The sequence below is a fragment of the Helicobacter pylori genome, from assembly GCF_021062735.1.
In the GTDB taxonomy this organism is placed as follows: Bacteria; Campylobacterota; Campylobacteria; order Campylobacterales; family Helicobacteraceae; genus Helicobacter; species Helicobacter pylori_DN.
The window spans coordinates 21,551-40,166 of the sequence record NZ_JAHXLB010000011.1 but is presented as its reverse complement, the minus strand read 5'-3'; the positions used below and the strand labels follow the sequence as shown (position 1 = coordinate 40,166).

The 18,616-nt window shown below is 34.4% G+C and carries 8 protein-coding genes and 2 pseudogenes; 4 read left to right on the top strand and 6 right to left on the bottom strand.

Features of this window, described 5'->3' with window-relative positions:
• Positions 1-41: 41 nt before the first annotated feature.
• Together KX581_RS05900 and KX581_RS05895 are read right to left on the bottom strand one after the other, a co-directional pair.
• A complete protein-coding gene (locus KX581_RS05900) occupies positions 42-323 on the bottom strand; it encodes a type II toxin-antitoxin system RelE/ParE family toxin (protein WP_000921926.1) in 282 nt (93 codons plus the stop codon).
• On the bottom strand, positions 316-630 hold the full coding sequence (locus tag KX581_RS05895; protein ID WP_000065300.1) for a hypothetical protein: 315 nt from the start codon (positions 628-630) through the stop codon (positions 316-318). The genes KX581_RS05900 and KX581_RS05895 overlap by 8 nt, the downstream gene beginning before the upstream one ends.
• A 337-nt stretch (positions 631-967) precedes the next feature.
• On the opposite strand from KX581_RS05895, the gene KX581_RS05890 reads away from it, so the two are divergent.
• Positions 968-2,878: a relaxase/mobilization nuclease domain-containing protein gene (locus KX581_RS05890; protein ID WP_231175839.1), complete on the top strand. Its 1,911-nt coding sequence runs from the start codon at positions 968-970 to the stop codon at positions 2,876-2,878.
• 24 nt (positions 2,879-2,902) lie between these two features.
• Here KX581_RS05890 and KX581_RS05885 read toward each other — a convergent pair whose 3' ends face one another.
• From KX581_RS05885 to KX581_RS05870, 4 genes and pseudogenes are all read right to left on the bottom strand, one after another.
• Positions 2,903-4,015 carry a hypothetical protein gene (locus tag KX581_RS05885; RefSeq protein ID WP_231175838.1) on the bottom strand — a complete coding sequence of 371 codons (1,113 nt, stop codon included), beginning with the start codon at positions 4,013-4,015 and terminating at the stop codon, positions 2,903-2,905.
• Positions 4,016-4,096: 81 nt separating this feature from the next.
• Complete coding sequence (locus KX581_RS05880) at positions 4,097-4,381, bottom strand: hypothetical protein (RefSeq protein ID WP_231175837.1); 285 nt, start codon at positions 4,379-4,381, stop codon at positions 4,097-4,099.
• Positions 4,382-4,462: 81 nt separating this feature from the next.
• Positions 4,463-5,119 (bottom strand): ParA family protein, encoded by a 657-nt coding sequence (locus tag KX581_RS05875; RefSeq protein ID WP_231175836.1) that lies wholly within the window; start codon positions 5,117-5,119, stop codon positions 4,463-4,465.
• A 266-nt stretch (positions 5,120-5,385) separates the two neighbouring features.
• Positions 5,386-13,796, bottom strand: a pseudogene (locus tag KX581_RS05870) (SNF2-related protein).
• 154 nt (positions 13,797-13,950) lie between these two features.
• Here KX581_RS05870 and KX581_RS05865 point away from each other — a divergent pair.
• The 3 genes and pseudogenes from KX581_RS05865 (at position 13,951) to KX581_RS05855 (ending at position 18,614) form a co-directional block, all read left to right on the top strand.
• Complete coding sequence (locus tag KX581_RS05865; RefSeq protein ID WP_231175835.1) at positions 13,951-14,988, top strand: hypothetical protein; 1,038 nt, start codon at positions 13,951-13,953, stop codon at positions 14,986-14,988.
• Positions 14,989-16,383 (top strand): hypothetical protein, encoded by a 1,395-nt coding sequence (locus KX581_RS05860; RefSeq protein ID WP_231175834.1) that lies wholly within the window; start codon positions 14,989-14,991, stop codon positions 16,381-16,383.
• A 43-nt stretch (positions 16,384-16,426) separates the two neighbouring features.
• Positions 16,427-18,614: pseudogene (locus KX581_RS05855) on the top strand (competence protein).
• Positions 18,615-18,616: the final 2 nt, after the last annotated feature.

The following is an 18,616-nucleotide window of genomic DNA, read 5'->3' as shown; positions in this document are numbered from 1 at the left end:
AATTAGCACGGATTGTTGTAGATAAATTTTTTAGTGTTTGATCACTTTTTAAATAGCTCGCTATGAGTGTCTAGACGCAATAAAACAAGTTCGTTTTCTTGTTTTTTGATTTCATAAATCAATAACAAGTTTGGCTTGACATGACACTCTCTCAGCCCTTTAAGATTGCCACTTAAGGCATGGTCGCAATATTTTTGTTGGAGTGGTTTTTGTTCTTTTAGGCAATCAACAATGCTTGTAACATCGCTTTCTTTAATACGCCCAGATAAGATATGCTTATTAAAGTCTTTAAGAAAATCTTTCTTAGTTCTGACTTTAAGCATTATGCCTTTCTCTTTCTTGTTTTGCTATTTGCAAAAAATCATTGAAGTCTCCAAACGAAACATCGTATTCTGGGTCATCTTTTGAGGCGATCGTATTTAACAAACTTGGTGTGGGTTCTTTTTCTTGAGAATGTTTTTGGGCTAAAACCTGTCTGATCATTCGTTCTTGCAATTCACACTCTTGGATTTTTTTTATCGCCTTATTTTTATCACCTTCTGCCTTAAGCAATTGTTTTTCAATGGAGTTTAAGAAATTGTGCAGTTGCTTTTCATTGTATTGCGAGTAATCTGTAATAATATTTGACATATTGAACTCCTTTTTAATAAAAGATAGTTAGTGCAACTTGTTTTCATTTTAGCATAACTTGTCATAACCTTTAGTGCTATTTGCACTGAGTCTTTGCCCCTCAATCAAAAAATCGCACATATATTGAAAGTTTTAAAATAAGTTTTTTTGATTAAGTTTGATTTAAGAACATCTTAAAAGTGCGTGTTTTAGCCACCTGTAAGGTCAAATTGACTTCAATTTTTACGGAATTGAAGTGTTATCCTGCACTTTAAAAAGGGGGAATAATAATGTAGAATAAGATCTAAAAAAATTAAAACAAGCGACAAAATTTTTGGGAGAATGAAATTACAATAAAATGGCGTTAGAAAAAAGTTATAGTAAAAACTTTGAAAGCGATGAGCTTTTTGATTATGAGATCATCAAGTCCAAAAAGACGCTTAAGATACAATACACTTATGCTAAACGCTACTATAAAGAAGTAAAAAAGTTTGCTAAAGATTTAACCCAACTGACACAAGAAGAATTCATGCGTTTAAGAGAGCCACAAAAACAAGCGGTCATCAAAAACATAGGCAATATGACACGCCTGCATTCAAAAAGGGCGATGGATTATATCGCTAAACATGGTGAGCTAGTGAGAGATGAATTTTTTAATGAAGTTAATTATAATGATATAGCAGAGCAATGGAATGAGCAATTTGAAAAATTATTAGAAAATAAGAGCCGTGTTAAAAATTGCGCTTTACATCTAGTGTTTAGCATTAATGAAAATTGTAATGAAAAAAATTTAAAAGCTTTGGAATTAAGCGTGTATCAAACACTCACTAACACGCTAGGTTATGATTATCCTTTTATAATGAAACTCCATACACACCAAAACAATCCGCATGTGCATGTGATTATCAACAAGACTAACAGAATTACCAATAAGCAACTACGCTTTAATTCTAAAGACAGCTGTAAAGAGTTTTACCACACACTAAGAGAAACATTTAAAGATTGTTTATTTGCTAACTCAAAAGGCGAATTGCAATATTCTAACACGCCTAATATTTATAAGGCGATTAAAGACATAGAAATAGAGTTAGACACGCTAGAAAAACAGGCTAGAAACAATAAGAGTTTTAGGCATGAAAACTATTTCTATAAAGTTTTGGGCAGTGCAACTTCTCAAATAGAAAGCTTGAAAAAAAGAGAAAATGCCCTATCTGATCATTTAGATAGTCTAAAAAGTTTGTTAGAAAAAACACATTGGGAAAAAGAAAAATTCACGCCCCCAATAAATGAAAAAGAACTTAACCAACAACTTAAAGAAATAAAATGGTTAAATAAAGAATCTTTAACCCCTAAAAACACTTATAAAAAAACTCAAAAATTGGTTGTCTGTAAAAACCCTTTAATAAAAGATTATCTTTATACCACCAAAAAACTTTTTGCCACACAGAAAAAGATTATAGATTTAGAGAAAGATTATAAAGATTTAAAAGTCTTGAAGGAAGAATTTAGCAAAGATTTAGAAGCTGATTTATCCCATTCAAAAAAACGCTTTGAGCTTTACACTAGACTAAAAAGCATGAGCAAAGTTTTTATAAGCAAAAGCATTGCTAAAAATTTAGAAAAAATTGCTTTAGATTTTAAAAGCGATAGACATAGTATTTCGCAGAGAGCTTTTGAATTTTTTAGGTATATGAATTATCAAAATTTAAGCTTGACTGATAAAAGCAATATGTTTTTAGTGGCTAAGTTTTTTAAAGATAGCGCTTTACTTGTTAATATTGCTAGGTTTGAAATGAAAAAGATAGATGATAGTGTTAAAAATTCTAACCCACAAGGCAATTTATTAGACAAACAAGCTTGGCTTAATCTTTTAGAACATTTAAAAAGACTTGAAGAGGAAAACTATTGTTTTGCCAAGAAGCGGAAAGAATTCTTAGAAACTAGAGCTATGGAGCTATCAAAAGATTTAAAATTTTTAACACAGGCTAATGAAAATGATTTGCCCATTTATGAAAGAGGGCAAAGGGATAAAATCATTAAACGCTGTGAAAAATCGCTTAATTTTTTGCAGAAAGAATTACAATGCTTTAAAACCTTATTAAAAAGCGCAAGTATAGCTTTAGAAAACTTGCAAAGCAACTATCAAATCACAGCCGTTACACAAGACACGCAAGAAAACACAAACGCACTCAAAAATACCACTCAAAATTTTAACAAAACTACCAATGAACCCACAAACCCTAACAATAACTATGAAATGGATTTTTAAAACCATCCATAAAATTAAATAACTTTACTTAGCGTATTTTTTAACCAATTCTTCTAAAGTGAAGCCCAAGCCTTTGTTATCGTCTCTCAATTGCTCTTTTTGGCATTGTGAAAAATTTTGCTCCACTTCTTCTTTAGTGTTAGAAGTGTCTAAAAGACAAGTTTTTAAGTCTTTTTGGTAATCTTGTATGAATTTGTCAAAGCGCTCTTTGTTGTTATAGAGTTTGGCTTGCGATTGGGTGCAACTATCTTTAAGGCTGATAAACTCTTCTTTTTTATGTTCGTTACGCTCCATGCAAATATCTGCAGCAAAAGCGATTAAGGCATCTTTATTCTTTCTCAACAGCTCCGCAGATTGAATAGCCATTTTGTTTGCATCAATAAAAGGGCTTTGCTTTTCTAATTTAGGGTTCATCTCTAAAGCGATTTCTTTCAAGCTCTTGTTTTCCAAATGCGTTCTTTGGCAATGGGTAGATTTTTTATAAGGGCTTATATAAACGCCATTCATCAGAGCGGCTTTTTTTAATTTAGCATCAACTTTTTTAATGCAAAAAGAAATAGTTGATTTAACGCTCAATTCTTTAGAGCTAGAATAAGGGTCATGAAATTTTTCATGCACTTCTTTTTGGCATAGTCTTTCCTTGTTAGCTAAATTGGGTGCATTTTTAACGCATTTTTTAATGAAGTAAGGGATAATGTATGTTTTATATTGTGCGTATTCTTTTTCAAACGCTTCTAATTGCGCATGATTAGTTAGTTTTTCATAAGTGTTAGTTTTATCCATGCATTGTTCTTTTAGTTCTGGGTTATGGAAGTCAAAGCAGCTAAAACGACGCTCTTGTTTTTGAATGATGGGCGTTAAAAGAGTGTTTAAGTAGGCATCGTTTCTTTTAAAGCACTTATCTTTTAAGCCTTCATTAGTGAAATCATCGCATTGATACTGATCAATCTTTTTAGTGATAATCGGCTCAATAAGCTCTTCTTGAGCCTTCAAACACTGATTTATCCCATCGTATTTTTTAGGGAAAGACCACATTTCTTTTTGACAATCGTATTTTGGGTTGTTTTTAGCCTTAGTCAAGTGGTCGTTTAAAATTTGCTTATCTAAAAACGCGCAACCACTCACGCCTAATCCCATTAAACATGCCAAACCTAACGCTCTTAACTTGAAAAGTCTTGTTTTTTCATTTAAGCTCCTTGATATGAAAACACCATAAAATCACAACTTGCTCGCCTTATCTAAAAGCATTTGCTTCATTTCTTTTTTCTTGTGTTCTAAATAAAAAACAATAGCGTCTTGAACAAGCACGCTTTTAGTTTCTCTGAACACTCCAAATTCATTCAAATACTCTTCTACACTGTTCATCACTTTCTCTGAAATATAGAGAGTGTGGGCTTTTTTCCTGTCTTCTTTTTCATGTTTGTTTGTTTCATGCTTGTTGGCATTCTCAAAGCGATTTTCTAAATCGCTCAACCTGTCTTTTTTAGTGTTTTTAAATTCCATATTTATCCTTTAAAGTAGATTGTTTTTAATATCATAACACAATTAAGCGTTATTTAGAATTAAACTATAAATTCTACCATTTCATTTCTTGATCCCTAAATACCCGCTCAATTCATCATAGAATTGAGACCATTCGTTTTTGGCTTTATTGTCATTGTATTCCATCACGCCCATACCTTCACTCACTGAACGCTTATAAGCTATCCTTTCGCTTAATATATTATCCATTAAAAACACGCTTTCATTAGCGTTATTTTGGTTGATAAAATCAATGAGAGCTTTTTTCTCTTTAAGAGTGGGGATAGTAGGGATGCGGTTCATCACAATGCAAGCTTTTAAGTTTTCATTCAACGCTTGGATGTCTCTAATCCTTTCTAGCATGTCTAATAGCACCGCTATGTCTAGTTGGCTTGGCGTGGTGGGTATTAGCACCCAATCGCTCAATAACATAGCCCTTTGGCTTTCTTTGGAATGTTCGCCCTTAGTATCAATAAGGATGTATTCGTATTTATCCGTCATCTGTTTTAAGGTGTCTGTGATATTACCTGTGCGATTAAAGAGCGTGAAATTGGGCAAACTTGTTTCGCTTCTAATATTGTTGAACACTTCCAAACTCTTTTGGCTATCAGTGTCTAATGCGGCAATATCTTTCTTGTCTAGCAATAATTGAACGCACAAGTTCAAACACAAAGTGGATTTACCGCTCCCTCCTTTTTCATTAGCTATGGTGATTATCATCGCTTATTCCTTTGTCATTTTGTTAAACATATTTTAAATATAAATAGCTTAAAAGTATATAAAATAGAAAAACTTAATACTATGTTATTGTAAATAATTATGTTATCTGTTAGTTCTTTTTGAAATGGTTAGCAGAATTTTATTAGTGGTGGTTTTTTAGGGTGTTTTTAAAAAGGGAAAAGTTTAGAGAAAAAGAATATTAAAAGGCATTACGCCAAATTAAATAACATTATTTAAAAACATGTTATTGAAAATATTAGTGGAACTCACATCCCCATGTCGTAATCATCATTAGCCGCTTTTTTCATTGGCCTATGCGCTTCTTGGTTGGCTTGCTCTTTTATCTCTTCTGTTACACTCTCATCCACTAAACTCGCTCTTTTTTCAGCGTTCATTTTCTCTAAAACTTCTTTAGATTTAGGGTTGAACACAGGCTTATAATCTCTGTCTTTGTCCATTTTAGCTAAATCATCTATTAGAGTTTTATGATCCCATTTTAAAGCTTGCAGGTATTCTAGTCGTGGGTAAGAAGGTTTTTGATCCACTAATCTTGTGTATTTAGCGATATTTTCTTGAGTGGTTTCAATGGAGTTTTCTAATTCCTTGATTTTTTCAGGGAGTTTAGTGATAGCGTTATCCAGTCTCTTTAAAAACCCATCAAATTTGATCTCACCGCAGAAATTATAAGAGCTAAACATGTTGGCAGTATCGTTTTTATAAACCATATTGCTAGGGCTATAGGCAATGTTTGGATTGTCTTTAGGGCTTAAACTAAACTCCACTTGATACTTAGTTTATAAGCATTCACCACAAAGCCCTTGTATTCTAAAAGCTTACAATCTCTTTCCTCATTGAAAAACAAGTCGTTCAAATTGCTTGCAAATTGCTTTTTAATAGCGTCTAGCTTTTCTTTATTTTGTTCGGCTATTTGCTTGTTTTGTTCTTTGAGTTTTTTGTGCGTTAATTCTTCACTCATAGAGGCGTTTTCTTTTAAAGGCTCTACTTCTTTAACTTTGATAAGCTCATAATCCTTACTCTCTTCATTTTTCAAATCATAGAGCCTGATCTCTGTATGAGTGTGGATCATTACAGAGCTTTGAAGCGTTTCTAAATCTTTCAATTCCTGTTTGAGATAATCCCATTGAGAAGAGTTGTTTTTCAAATTCTCTTCATTGAAATAATTTTCTTTATTGAAAGCTTTGTATTTTGCTTCTTCGTTTTTGATTTCAGCCCTCAATTTGACTTCTTCAATAATCAAGGGATTGCCTGTCGCTTCTGCTTTCATCTCACTTGCATTAGAACTCCCCATATTAAAGTCTTCTAATTCATTCAAGCCTAATTTGTGCGCGTTTCTAAATTGCTCTATGCCTTTAGATTTAGTCTCTATGATTTGCCACATACGGCTATCATAAGTTTTTTCAGTGGCGTAGCGATAGATTTTCATTCTAAAATTTTCAGGATCGTTTTGGTGCAAAATATTGCCTTGTCTTATCCCACGCCCTTCCATTTGCAACAATTCATCAGGCCTCCATGGGCAATCTAATTCATGCATAGCGACTAATCTCTCTTGCACATTAGTGCCTACACCCATTTTAGCAGGGCTGCCCAATAATACCCTGACTTCGCCACGATTGATTTTTTTAAACAAATCCTGCTTTTGTTCTTCGGTTTTAGCGTCATGGATGAAAGCGATTTCATTTTGTGGGATACCCATTTGGACTAAATGCCTTAAAACATCGCTATAAACATCAAACAAACAGCCTTTAGCTAACTCTTCATCTAAATTGACGCTTTTAGCCTTTTTCTCTTTGAGTTCGTTCTCTAATTCTTTCTTGCTAGGAGCGATAAGATTGCCCTTTTCATCATAACTAGACAAGCTCTCTAAAAGTTCTTGAGCTTCATCTAGGGGATTTTTATTTTCTATCTCATGAGCGTTATCTGGCGCTTCTAAACTCACTTTTTGGCTATGGTTTTTGGGTGTGGATAGCCCTATGAAACCAAGTTGTGTGCCTTTAGTGGCATTAGTTTCTAAATAATTCTCATAGATATTTTCTGCCATAGCATAGCTTTTAGAAAATTCTTTTTCTACTTTAGCGTTAGGGTCAATCAAGCGGTAATCCAAAGCCACTTTTCTAGCGTCTGTGGTGCAAGAAAGGATATTGTCTTGCCCTTTTTTGCTTTTCTTGCCCTCGCATTTTTGCATCCTATCAATGATAGAGCCTTCATTATATTTGCCATTTTCTAAAGCCACGCCAATAAATTGAGCCACTTCTTCGCTTCTTTTCACCACCACATTGATAGGTTTATCCCCATACACTTTAGGCACAAAGTGGGGGTTATGCTTTAAAATATCATCGTTGGAGACAATATCCGCAAAAGCTCTATACATGGTGCTTAAGCCTTGCACATCGCTAAATTTAGAAAAGCGATTAACCATTTTATAACTTTGAGCGGAAGTGTCTAATTCAAAATCATTCACCACTTCCCCATAAGTCTTAGCCCAATCATCAAAGAATTCTAACCCTCTTTCTTTCAACACATCAGGGGTCAGGTAGCGTTGCAAGTGATACATTTCACTCAAGGAATTAGCTATAGGCGTGCCGGTTAAAAACATGATTTTCTTATTGTTTTGATGCAAGTAGCGCGTTTTAATAAACAAATCTCTAGCGCGATTAGAGCCTTGTTGGTTACCAAGCCCTGCAATTTTTTCCATAGAAGTTTCAAAGGCTAGATTTTTGAATAAGTGGGCTTCATCTACAATCAAATTTTCAATCCCCATTTGACTAATATCAATATGAGAGCCTTGTTTTTCTAAAATCGCATCGTATTTAGCGCGGATTTTATCCAACTTGTTTTTAAAGGCTCTTTCATTGGGTTTTTTAGTTTCTCTAGGGTTATTTTTATAAGCCAGTTCTTGCCTTTCAAAGTTTTTTTCGGCATTCACTAGCTCTTCTTCTTTCAATTCTTCTATGATTCCTCTAGGGTTAGACAATAATTCCAAATGGGTGTGCGTGATAATCACAGCGTCATAATTGTTGTTAGCGATTTGATTGAATAAAAGTTCTCTTTCTTTTTCAGTGATGTCCTTGCTATCAACAACCAACACATTAGCGTTAGGGTAAGCCTTATAAAATTCATCGCCCCATTGCTTGGTTAAATGGTTAGGCACGGCAATGAGCGTTTTATTCACTAATCCCATGCGTTTTTGTTCCATGCAACTGGCTATAGCGCACAAAGTCTTGCCTGCTCCAACTTGATGGTCTAAACACACCGCCCTGTCTTGGATGGTTCTAAAAATAGCGTTCTTTTGGTGGGGTCGCAAGCTGATATACTGGTTAAAGCCCTCTAGTTCTAATTGCGAGCCATCATAGGTTTTTAAAACAGAATTATTGAAAGTGTCATTATAGATCTGCTCCAAATGGGTTCTTCTTGCATAATCCTTATAAATCCAGTCCTTAAAAGCTTCTTTCAATTCTTCTGCTTTTTGTCTGGCGAGATTGCTTTGCTCTTCATCGGTGATAAAGATTTCTTTTTTAGGGTCATTAGGATCAACTTGGGCGTATTTAACGCTCAAATCCTTGTTGTTTAAGACTTTGTTTAAAAGACTTTCAAAAGGCGCTTTATAAGAATGCGCTCTGTCTTTATGCCTGATGCCATAAAGCTCGTTCAATTCATTGTTTCTAATAAAAACTTCATAAGCACCGCTTAGGTGTTCTACTTTGATGTCTTCTTTGAGATTGCCTAGTTGGTAATCTGTCATTTTATCGCCGTATTGCTTTTCATAATGGTTAGCGCTCAATTCTATTAAAAACTCTTCTAAATACTGGGTGGGTATCCAAGGGCTGTTGATATTAGCCATGATTTCAGTGGCTTTCAAATCTTTAGGGATAATCAGCTCTAAATCTTTCAAATTAATCTCTAAGCCCTCCACGCCTTGATTGATGGCTTCTTTCACTTCTTTGAGTTTTCTTTTCACATTACCGCTCAAATAATCGTTCGCTAAAACATAGTCGCCATTATCCTTGTGGTCTTTATAAATCAGTTTTTGCTCTAAAAGTTCTTTAATCGTGGTTTCTAAACTTTGGGTTGTGAAATGATCTCTAATGAAATGCAAATCCAAACCCCCTTTTTGATTGATGCTTGCAATTAATGCCTCTTTAGCGTTAGTGATAATAAATTCTTTTTTAGGGTTTAAAGTCCTTTCAAAAAAGATTTGAGCTTTTTTGGCTTGAGCTTGCCTTGGCTCTATGTTTTGCATTTTAGCGCTTCTAGGAGTGATTTCTTTTTCAAAGTCTTTTTCTAATCCTAAGACTTTAGCGCCATACAAATCTTGTTTGATGTCCTTGCGGTTTTTGTTTTTATTGAGATAGCCAAATTTCTTGACAAATTCATCATAAACAAGATTGAGTTTAGCCCTCTTGTTTTCTAGCTCTAAATCAGAACTTAAGGGGTTTAATTCCGCGCTCGTTAAATCATTCAAAGCGTCTTTAATTTTAAAATAGGCTTTTAGTCGTGAATCTTGGACTTTAGAGTTGATTTTAGTAGGCTTTAAAAAGATGCCCATTTCATTATTTTGTTCTAGTTGGCAATAAAGATTATCCCACTTGACTAATTCCCCCCTTTCTAAATTTTTGATAAGCTTTTGAACTTCTTCATAGCGTTCGTTATTTATATCAATGATGAGAGCGTCTGTTTTAAGGGTAGTCTTATGGTATTGATAGACATCTTTAGGCAATTTTTCTATCGCTTGTTTAAGCGCTTGGGATAAATCTAAGCTTTTATCTTCTAAGGCTTGCAACTCGTATTTATAAATTTGTTCGCCATTGATTTCAAAGCTATAGCGGGTTTTTTCCAAACTCAAATGCCCTAGAATGTTTTCAGGGTGGTGGATGAAGTATTCATTTAGGGTTTATTCGTTGAGATTGATATTGTTCTTTCCAACTTTATCCATGAAGTCTTTAATGATCTTATAGTCTTGTTCGTTGTAGCCAAAGTTAGCGGTGTCTATTTTTTCATACCAGCGTTGCAATTTTTCTTGTTTGAAACCAAAATGGCTTGCAATCGCATTGACAATCTTAAGTTGATCGCTAGGAATAAAACTATCAAAGCGGTTGTTTTGTAAGGCAGAAAGGGTGTCATCATCCAAGCCATCAATGATCTTGTCATAATAAGGCATAGCTTTAGTGAAGCTTTGATTGGTTGCTTTTTCAACGCCTTTTTTAAAAAACACAATGTCGCTAGTCACTTCTGCGCCTGTTGCTTTAAACACGCTATTAGGCAATCTTATCGCTCCTAAAAAAGTGGCGTTTTGCGCGATGCGTTCTCTCATTTTAGGGTTTTTAGCATCCATAAACCAAGAACTCACCACAAAAGCTCCTATACCATCATCTTTCAATTCTTTAATAGCTTTCCCTAAAAAGTAATTATGAACGCTCTCGTTACTCAATTCTTTGTCATAAAAGCTATAGATTTTATGATTGCCATAAGGAGGGTTGCCCACAAACGCATCGTATTCTTGATAGAATTGGTGCTTTTCTAAAGCGGTGTTTTGGATGACTTGATTAGGGTAAAGGAATTGAGAAATACTAGCGCTAATAGGATCTAATTCTGTTCCCATAAAGCGGTAATTCTTATCGCTTGGCGCATGAGCGATGAATTTGCCTGTGCCTAAACTGGGTTCAAAGATTTCTTTTTGATAATTGTCGTTATTAAACCCTAATTGATCTAAAGCCTGATAAATGCTATCAATAACTAATTTAGGGGTGTAGTAAGCGTCTCTTGCGCTCAAATAAGCTCTTCTGAATTCATCTTTAGTGAGTAAGGCGTTTAATTCTTTAAATTCCTCAGGGTGTTGAGCCTTTTTAAAGTAGCTTTCTAACCCACCCCATCCGCTAAATTGCGCTAGGATTTCTTGCTCTTTTAAAGTGGCGTAATAATGGTCTTTTAAGATCTCTTGTTTGGCTTGCAATTCTTTTAAAAGCCTAATGGCTTCAATGTTAGCCTTATAGCGAGTTTTAGCTCCCTTAATTAAAACTTCTTCGCTCGGTTTAAAATCTATTTTAGGGTTAAGGGCGATGGCTGGGGTGGTTGGTGTTTCTTGTTTTAGCGTGGTTGGTGCGTTTTCTTGCGTGTCTTGCTCTTGCGCGGTTTGTTCTTGAGCGTTATTCAACTCTACGCTATTGTCTGTTATTTTGCTCTCTTGTGTGGGATTTAATCCTACGCTATTAGAGATAGCGTTTAAACCAATGGCTTGACTATCCAGATCATTGAATGCGTTTAGCGTTTCATTCGCTGTTTCAATGGATTTTTTAAGGCGATTTTCTAAAATCTCTAAGACTTTTTTAGGGCTGATTTTTAATTGGAATTTGTCATAAAAGACTTTAGTCGTAGGGTCTTTAAGGAGTTGTGCCCCCACAAGGCTATCCTTTAAAGGCTCGTTGTGGTAAATAGCTTCTAAGAGCCTGGATCTAAAGTCGGGCTCACTCGCTATGGTGTTGTTTCTAATAGCGTTAAGCAGGCTTTCTAAATGGTCTAAATTTGATAAAAGTCCTCTCTTTTGATCCCTGTTTTGTTCAAGGTTTCCAAGTCCATTTGGTGCGCTGAATCCTGCATGATGTAATCGGCTTTGAGCAAGTGGTAATACTGATTGATTTGAGCTTCCTTGAGCAATTCCATATCGCTCACTCCTTGCGCCCTCTTGATTTGCGCTTCCATTCTGTCTAGGGCTTTTGTCTCCATTTTCGTTTGCTCTATCACTGCTTTTATTAAGCTCCCTATTGTTCTGTGATCTTTGGTTTTCATGGTCTGTGGGAAATAATGAGCCCATCTGTCCATGATCAAAAAGGCGTAAGCGTCCAGTCTGTCCTGGCTGTTCTCTAGAGAGAGAAAGCCCCAAATCTCTGGAGCTATTTTGTTGATGAGATGGGGATTGCGGTGTCTGTGGTATTCCTCTCTCATCATTGGGATTATCCCCCTTTTCTTCGCTTCTTGTTCCATTTTCCATTCGGCTTGCTGGACTTGACGCTCCATTGCTATTTGCTCTTGTATTTGCTCTTGCTGATATTCCATCTCTTCTAGATACATGTTCATGTATTCTATCTCGCTCTCTATGGGATTTTTCTGAAACTGCCTGTTGGTCGCTAGATCTATAAACTCCTCTTGTTCCTCCCTGCTCTCTAGGCTCAGTAAATAAACTAGAGTTTTGGTGTGAAAGTTTTTCATCACTCGATCGCTCCACTCCCTCTTGCTGTCCTCTAGGTTCGCTTCTGCGGTGAATCTCTTGCGGAATTCCTGCTCTAGCTCTGCTCGGCTCATCTGCGCGATTTGTTCTCTCTTTTCCATTTGGTTCTCCTAAATTTTGTTGCTCTAATTCTAAATCAACAACGCTTAAATTTAGATTATTATTATTATTATTTTGAATAATATTGTTAGAAGTATTAGCCTCTATTGTATTTTTAATAGGGTTATTGTCATTTGCACTAGAATTTTGCTGCTCATTACCACCCTCTTTAGCTTGAATGATTGCTTCATTCAAGCTTACCAATTTGTCATAACGCTCCTTATAAGCCTTTTCAAAATTGTTGGTGTCTCTTAAAATTTCTTTAAAAGGCTTGATTTCTCTTCTACTTCCATCGCCATTAACATAAACGCTTTCATAGTATTTTTGCAATTCAATTTTTGCTTGAGCGATTTCTTCTAAACTCAAAAGAGCGCTTCTTAAAGAATAATCTCTGTTTTCTTGTATAGCGCTTTGTTCTTCTTTAGTCCAGCCTAAAATAAAACCATTATTAAAGAAAAATTGCTTAATCTTATTAGCGTTATCTGCACTGAGATGGTTTTCTTTGAGTTTATTTTCATTGATAAGCCTATGCATTTTCCAAGTAAAATTCGCATTATCATCTTTGTCTATCCAAGGATAATAATTTGTTGCTGAAAGCAATCGTTGCTCTAGGATTAAAGCATGCGCTTCTTTAGCTAATTCAAATTCTAGTTTTTTAACTTCTTCATTGGCGTTAGTGTTCAATTTGGTATTTTCATTGTTTATTGATTCAAAAGGCAGTTTGTTATAGAGCTTAAAACACTCAGCGCTAGAAATACTGGGGATTATTTCTCTTACCAATTTACCATCTTGTGTTCTTTCTACTTCTTGGTAAATATCTTTAATATAGTCGTATTCTTTAGCGATTTCATTGCCATTTTCTAAGGTTTTTTTATGCGTTTCATTATGGTGGGTCAATTGGATTTCTAAACCTTGTTCTTTCAATTCTTCTAAGCTGTTTGTGTGGGTTAGAATTTCAATTTCTTTTGAAAAAAATTCTCTATTTCTTATGGTATCAATCAGATCGTATCTTTTAGTGATGCGCCTTTCAAAACCTTCCTTATTTGCTTCATAAACACGAGAACTTTCTTTTATCTCACCATTGGCAAAGAAAGCGACATCTTCTTTACTATTATCCTTATACACTCGTTTTTCAAAGCTTAAATACTTTGCCCATTCAATAGGATCTCTAGAAATCATGCTTGCTTTATTGATTTGTGTTTTCACGACATAAGGGAGTGGCTCTTGTATTTCATTGACTTTGTCTGACTCTTCAATAGGATTGTTTGTTGCAATATCGCCATTATCTAAGATGCTAAATAAATTCGGTTGTGGGTTTTTAGCTTTCTTTTTTTGCATGTGTAGTCCTTTAGAGTAGGTTTTTATAATTAAGGCATAAGTTTAGTAACTAAAACATACGGATTTTTAGAATAAAAATCTTTTAAAAACCCGTATTGTTTAGTTTTTAAAAATATGGTTATATTTAAAAAATTTTTATTTTTAGAGATTTTATATGAACCAAAATACAGAGCAAGTATCACAAAACAAGGGACTAAATGAGCTTGAAAGAGCTAAGATTTATTACACAAAAAAAGTTGCAGACAATCTCTTGTTTATAGCAAACCCAAGCAATAAAGTGGAAGCACCTTATAAAAGTGGTGCTAAATTAGAAAAGATGGGTATTAGTAAAGATGATTACAAACAAAGCATAGCTCAAAATAGCCGTAATTTTTGCACTTACTCAGGCGCTCCTTATAACAATGTAAATGATCTTAACCTTGACTTAGAAAAGGCTATACATAACTATAATTCAAGCACATGGATAGGGCTTAGTGATGCTGCAATTAAACTAGAGATAGGGAAACTTGCCAATGAAGAACCACAAAAAGCTAATGAACTTAGAAACGCTTTAAGAGAAATTAAAAACAATGAGCCTTGCGTGGAAGTTATGTTCATTAAACACTCAAAAGATAAAATTCTAAGAAATGAAAACAACGAGATTATTTATGCAAAAAACAATCAAGGCGAATACATTCTAAATGCTAAGGGCGAAAAAATCCCCTTGTATGAAACTCAAGAAAAAACTAACTCAATGGGTGAGACTTATTTTGAAAGGGTACAAGAAAAATGCGAACCTTATGCAAAAATTGAAAAGTTATATAATTTAGAAGCGTTTTCTAAATATTTAAGCGAACAACAAATGGATAATTTCGTTGAAAACCTAAAACCCCTTAATAACGCTCATTTTGAGAAATCTACAAACGCCATGATAAGACTAGAACATGATAAAGATTACCCTATGGAAAAACGAGCCACTTCTAATCTTGTATTAAAAGATGTCAAAGATAGGATTTTAAACGATATAGATAAAAATAATGATTTTAGTGATGAACAAAAAAGCGCTTATAAAAACAATATTGATAAATTGTTTGAAACTATCAATGACTATTGCACGATTAAAAACGAAAAATACCAACAAATCTTTTTTGAAAATCAAAAACAAAACCAAACACAAAAGCAAGTAGATCAATACTCTACAATGGAGTTTTAAATGTTATTTGATAGTTTATTTTCCATCAATGAGCAACAAAAAGCAAAAGCTTGGAGTGATTTTTTTAAAGAGCTAAAAAAAGATATGAAAGAAATTTATAATAAATTTGGAGGCAATGCAGAATGGACAACTTTTTTAACTAGGTTTTCTAATGATTTAAGCCGTGCGTCTAATTATGCAGAATTTGAAACTTTACAATCTATCTATTCTAAAGAGCTTGAAGAGTTACAACAAACAATCACGACAGACAAAACGCAACAGCAACTTTTAGAACAAGATAATATTGATTTTGAATTACAAAGTGCTTTACAAAATGACTTAAAAGATTTAGAACATTTAAGTGATAATAAAGACAAAGACGATGAAGAACAAACCATTCAGAAGTCTTTTGAACAAGATTTAGATGATTTACAAAATAATGAGCTTAACTTGGAGATAAAAGAGTTTATCAACAAACAAGACGATAAAAATCATCAAAATAAAGAACAATTAAACACAGAAACAAAGGAAAATATTAGGGAAAATTCTAAAAACTCTCATTTGATACCTATAACAAATTTAAAAAATTTTTTACATAACAGAAGAGAAAATTTTAAGGCTACACAACAAGATTTACCTAGTGAAAAACAAAAAAAATACTCTGATAAATTATTCAAAAAAGAGCTTTTAGAATACGCTAAACACAATATGAGTGCCAAAGAATTGCAAGTTTTAGCCATGCTGGTTAATAAAAAACCAAGCGCTATGAAGACAAAGCACAAAGAATTTTTAAATGAAGTTTTAATGACAGCTCTAATCAATAATAAAAATTTAAAAGAAAATGACCCCATAAAACTTGCCCTAACTTACAATATTCAAAATTCAAAAGCTAATCAAACTCCTTATGGCATTTTTAACAATCAAAAAGAAAATCATATTCCCCCACTCAATGAAGAGCAACATAAAATCTTACAAAACGCTATTGCCAATAACGAAGTGGATAAAAGAGTTTTGGGTGTTTGGAAGTTTAATAGCGAAAATCAAAATAATTTAACTCAAAATAATGCTAATGTTAATGAGATGGTTAAAAATACTACTAATGATAATCTAATTAAAGACAATAATATTAAACAAAATAACATTATTGACAATAATAATGTAAAAAATAACAATGATTTGTCTTTTTTAGATGATGAACCTATTGATTTTAATCAGGGTAATCATTCTGTTGATTTTAATGGTAAAAAATCTGTAAAAAATAACACTGAGAAAAAGCCATTAAGTCCTAAACTACAAGCTTTTGAAAATAAATCAAAGCAAAACATACAAAACGCATTAACAAAGTCTAAAGAATTAAAAAATAATCAAAGCTTAGCAAATGATGGCGTGTCTATACCTATGGAGATGAGTTTTTGAAAATAAACCCCAACAAAAGCTTTAATAAAGGAGCAAAAAACAAATGAAAACTTATTCATATAACCATTTTTTATTTTCCTGCTTTATTCTGGGAGCGTTTTTATTAGGTTTGCTTAGTCCAGCTTATGCTTTGAGTGTTATCACCACTAAAGAAATTGACGCTAATTTGCCTAATGGAGCGATAGAAAGCAGGGTGGTGTTAGGCAAGAGGGTGTTTAAAGTAGAAGCTCATGGGTTTTATTTTAGAAACAATGCAACTAACAGCATAGATATAGAAATCACCAGTCTTTTAAGAGACAATCAATCGTTTCCTTTGACTAGCCCTGCTAAAACCAGTTTAAAGATACCTCCTAACGCCAAGATTAAAAAATCCACTCTCCTTGTTTTAAAAGGCGAGAATGCTGAAGAAGTGGCTAAAATTTTAGGTATTAGTAAAGAAGAATACCAAAAGCTAGAAAACATCGCTCAAACGAACGCTACCAATGACCCCATGTATGCTAACATGCCTTTTAGCAACAACCCTAACAGCCCCAATGATAACGCTATCAATGGTAAAGATGGCGCAAATGGGAGTAATGGCTATGGGATAAATGGCAACGATGGGATAAATGGGAGCAGTGGGAGTAATGGTGCAAATGGAAATAATTCAAATCATAATGCAGTGGGCAGTGGTATTGATACAGATGGCGTGTTAGGTGTGGATGGAGTGAATGGCTCTAGCTCTTCAAGCGGTGGCTCTGTAGGGGGTTATGAGAACAATTTCACTAATCATGGCTCTACTAACAACAACACAGGAGGGTATGACAATTTTAATAATGGTAGTTCAAGTGGTGGGGGGTTAGGGAATGGGGGGCTTTTCCCTATTCCTTTTGGTAATGGAGACACAAACAATTCCAATAATCCTACTAACACCACTAGCCCAACTAATGGCAGTAGTTCTAATAGCACCACTAATCCTAACTCGCAAGAAAACAATTACTCCAGCCAGTATTGTAAAGTGCCTGAATTAAGCCCCAACAACACGATGAAACTAGATGTTATCGCTAAAGATGGCTCTTGTATTTCTATGAACGCTTTAAGAGATGACACTAAATGCGCTTATAGATACGATTTTGAAGCCGGTAAGGCTATCAAGCAAACGCAATACTACTATGTAGATAGGGAAAACAAGACACAAAATATCGGTGGTTGTGTGGATTTACAAGGCGCTCAATACGCCATGCAACTTTACAAAGATGACAGCAAATGCGCCTTACAAACCACGAGCGATAAAGGTTATGGTATGGGGAAAACTCAGACCTTTCAAACTGAAATCGTGTTTCGTGGGATGGATAATCTAATCCATGTTGCTGTGCCTTGCAGCGATTATGCAAGAGTGCAAGATAGGATTGTTAGGTATGAAAAAAATGATAAAACACAAACCTTAACGCCCATAATAGATCAGTATTACAATGATCCCAGCAACCCTAACAAACAACAGATTTTAAATCGTGGGATTGCTACCCAATTAAGCTCACAATATCAAGAATTTGCATGCGGTCAATGGGAATACAATGACGCTAAATTAGAAGCCAAAAGACCTACAATGTTAAAAAGCTATAACAAGCTTAATGGAGAATGGGTAGAAGTTACGCCTTGTAATTTTGAAGCAGGGATTAAAAGTGGTGCGGTTGTTAGTCCTTATGTGATGGGTGTGTCCAGCTCTAAAGTCTTAAGCGATACGACCACAAGCCATTATTTTAAGATAGAAAGAAAAAATTATGGTGAGAAGGAACAATGCCAAAAACCTTATGGAGTCAATCGTTGCCAACCGCAATATTTCCATACTAATCCTAGTATCACCGATTGGAGCACCACTTACAAAACCACTACCACTCAAACCACTCAACCTTATTTACGCCCAGCTCAGGATAATGAAGAACCCACAACCTAATAATCTTATCACCACTCAAACCACCATCAACAGGACTCAAAACATTTTGAAAAACGGATTGGAATTGAGTAATGATTATTTGAAGTATGTAGAAATCCATCAAGGCTATTACAAGGATAACGATCTTAAACAATCGCAAGGCTATATTGATTGGACTAATTACTACCTCAATCAAAGTGAAGGCTTTTGCGCTCAATATAGCATTTGGAGTGAAAAAACAAAAATTGGTAAGAATTGGTATAATTGGCATGATAATCAAATTTCTTGCACTCAAAGACTGATTTATAGGCCTTTTTAAGG

What these genes read in the sequence shown, in the direction of transcription:
- KX581_RS05900 (WP_000921926.1), bottom strand. Translation starts at nt 323, where the DNA reads ATGCTTAAAGTCAGAACTAAGAAAGATTTTCTTAAAGACTTTAATAAG.
- KX581_RS05895 (WP_000065300.1), bottom strand. Translation starts at nt 630, where the DNA reads ATGTCAAATATTATTACAGATTACTCGCAATACAATGAAAAGCAACTG.
- KX581_RS05890 (WP_231175839.1), top strand. Translation starts at nt 968, where the DNA reads ATGGCGTTAGAAAAAAGTTATAGTAAAAACTTTGAAAGCGATGAGCTT.
- KX581_RS05885 (WP_231175838.1), bottom strand. Translation starts at nt 4,015, where the DNA reads ATGGGATTAGGCGTGAGTGGTTGCGCGTTTTTAGATAAGCAAATTTTA.
- KX581_RS05880 (WP_231175837.1), bottom strand. Translation starts at nt 4,381, where the DNA reads ATGGAATTTAAAAACACTAAAAAAGACAGGTTGAGCGATTTAGAAAAT.
- KX581_RS05875 (WP_231175836.1), bottom strand. Translation starts at nt 5,119, where the DNA reads ATGATAATCACCATAGCTAATGAAAAAGGAGGGAGCGGTAAATCCACT.
- KX581_RS05865 (WP_231175835.1), top strand. Translation starts at nt 13,951, where the DNA reads ATGAACCAAAATACAGAGCAAGTATCACAAAACAAGGGACTAAATGAG.
- KX581_RS05860 (WP_231175834.1), top strand. Translation starts at nt 14,989, where the DNA reads ATGTTATTTGATAGTTTATTTTCCATCAATGAGCAACAAAAAGCAAAA.